Source organism: Streptomyces sp. NPDC007162 (assembly GCF_040634175.1).
GTDB lineage: Bacteria > Actinomycetota > Actinomycetes > Streptomycetales > Streptomycetaceae > Streptomyces.
In genome coordinates, this window is record NZ_JBEYFC010000935.1 from 1 (window position 1) to 1,870 (window position 1,870).

The 1,870-nt window shown below is 77.1% G+C and carries 2 protein-coding genes; both read right to left on the bottom strand.

All coding sequences use genetic code 11. The annotated features are described in order from the left end of the window. Positions 1 to 247: FAD-dependent oxidoreductase (locus ABZ646_RS46005; protein WP_360533599.1), on the bottom strand; the 247-nt coding region annotated here is incomplete at its 3' end. Next, on the bottom strand, positions 244 to 1,515 hold the full coding sequence (locus tag ABZ646_RS46010; RefSeq protein ID WP_360533602.1) for a polyprenyl synthetase family protein: 1,272 nt from the start codon (positions 1,513 to 1,515) through the stop codon (positions 244 to 246). The genes ABZ646_RS46005 and ABZ646_RS46010, both read right to left, overlap by 4 nt. Between the last annotated feature and the right edge of the window lie 355 nt (positions 1,516 to 1,870).

Here is a 1,870-nt window from a genome sequence, read left to right on the forward strand (position 1 = left end):
GCAGCGAGCTGCCGACCGCGGCGAACGCCTCGTCGGCGATCTCCGGCATGGTGAGCACGGTGGGCCCGGTGTCGATGTGATAGCCGCCGAGTTCCATGCGGCCGGCCCGCCCGCCGGGCAGGGCGTCGCGTTCGACGACCGTGACGCGGCGGCCGGCGCCGAGCACGTGCAGGGCGGCGGACAGACCTGCCAGTCCGGCGCCGACCACGACGACGTGGTCGGTGGGTCCCGCGAGGGTCCGGGTCACCGGCCCGCCTCCGTTCCCGCGGCGGCGAGGGCGGCGGCGCGCGGAGCCGCGGCCGGCTCGGGCACCTGGCCGGCGGTGCCCGTGATCTCGGCCAGCAGGTCGCGCAGCCGGCCGGCCGCATCCCGTTCCAGGGCGGCGTCGCCGAGGTGGCGCAGGCAGCGCCGGTCGAGCCGGGCGATCCGCGCCTCCACATGGTCGCGGGCCCCGGTGCCGACGACCACCGCCCGCACCCCGGCCAGTTCGCCGTCGGTGAGGTCGGCCCTGCCCATCGCGTGATCGAGGACGCCGAGCGCGTGGTGGTCACCGACGGCGGTGGCCAGGGCCCGGGCCACGGCCAGCGGATAGGTCGGGGTGCCCTCGCGCACGTCGCCGCCGGACGGCTTGCCGGTGGCCCGGGGGTCGGCGAACAGGTCGTCGAGGTCGTCCCTGAGCTGGAAGGCGAGGCCCGCGCAGCGGCCCGCGCGGCGCAGCGTCGCGGTGGTGGCGTCGTCGGCCCCGGCGAGCACCGCGCCCAGGTGCAGGGGCCGTTCCACCGTGTACAGGGCGCTCTTGAGACAGGCGGCCCGGATCGACCGGCCCGGGGTGCCGGAGGACACCGCCTGGCCGCGCACGTCGAGGTACTGGCCCGCCACCATCTCGGTGCGCATCACCCGCCACACCTCGTGCAGCCGGTACGCGGTGTCACGCGGCAGCCCGGGCTCCATAAGCAGTCCGGCCAAGGCGTCGTCCGCCCAGGCCAGGGCGAGGTCGCCGGCGAGCACCGCGGTCGACGCGCCGAGCCGTTGCGCGGCGGGGCCCGGGACGGCGCCTGCGTACTGCTCGGTCACATCGGCGTGCAGCGCCGGCGCGCCGCGGCGGGTGGCCGCCTGGTCCATCAGGTCGTCGTGGACGAGGGCGCAGGTCTGGAGCAGTTCCAGCGCCGCCGCCGTCCGCAGCGCCACGCGCGTCTGGGCCGGGTCCCCGCCGCCGCAGGCCCGCAGCGACCACCACAGCAGCCGGGGCCGGATGCGGCGACCGCCGCGCCGGGTGAAGCGGGCGGTCCGCTCGGCCACGTCCCGTGCGAACACCGGGTCCAGGCCGTGGCAGCCGGCGAGGCGGTCGGTGAGGAGTTCACGCAGTTCCCGGCCGACGGCGCCCGGCACGTCCTCGTCCACGGCGCGCGCGCCGTCGCAGGCGGCCGGTTCCCCGGTGCCGTGGGGGCCGGTCACGGCGGGCGGCCTGCGCGGCGGACCTGCCGTGAGACGGCCGATCGCCTGGGTGGAACGCATCGCGGATCCTCTCGCCGGTCGGTGATCCGGACCGCCTGTCGGCAGGCCGGAGTGGTCACGCTGTCCGTCGAGACACATTCCGCGCGGACCGCTCCGCCGGATGCACCATTCGGTGGACATGCCGGCGCCCTGGGTACCCACCAGCACGACACGCTCCCGGGTGCATCCGCCGCGGTCGGTTCGCGCGAAGACTGTTCCGGCTGCCGTCGGTCCGAAAGCGCGGATGCGCCGCCGGTCCGAAGAGAGAGCCGTCGTGGAAGGAGCCGCCGTGGAGGTGGAGGTGGAGTCGGACGTCGCCGTCGTGGGTGCCGGGGCCGCCGGCCTGTCGCTCGCGCTTCGGCTGGCCCGCCCGCCC

Excerpts from the sequence above, each read along its gene's own strand:
- ABZ646_RS46010 (WP_360533602.1), bottom strand. The coding sequence starts at position 1,515 with ATGCGTTCCACCCAGGCGATCGGCCGTCTCACGGCAGGTCCGCCGCGC.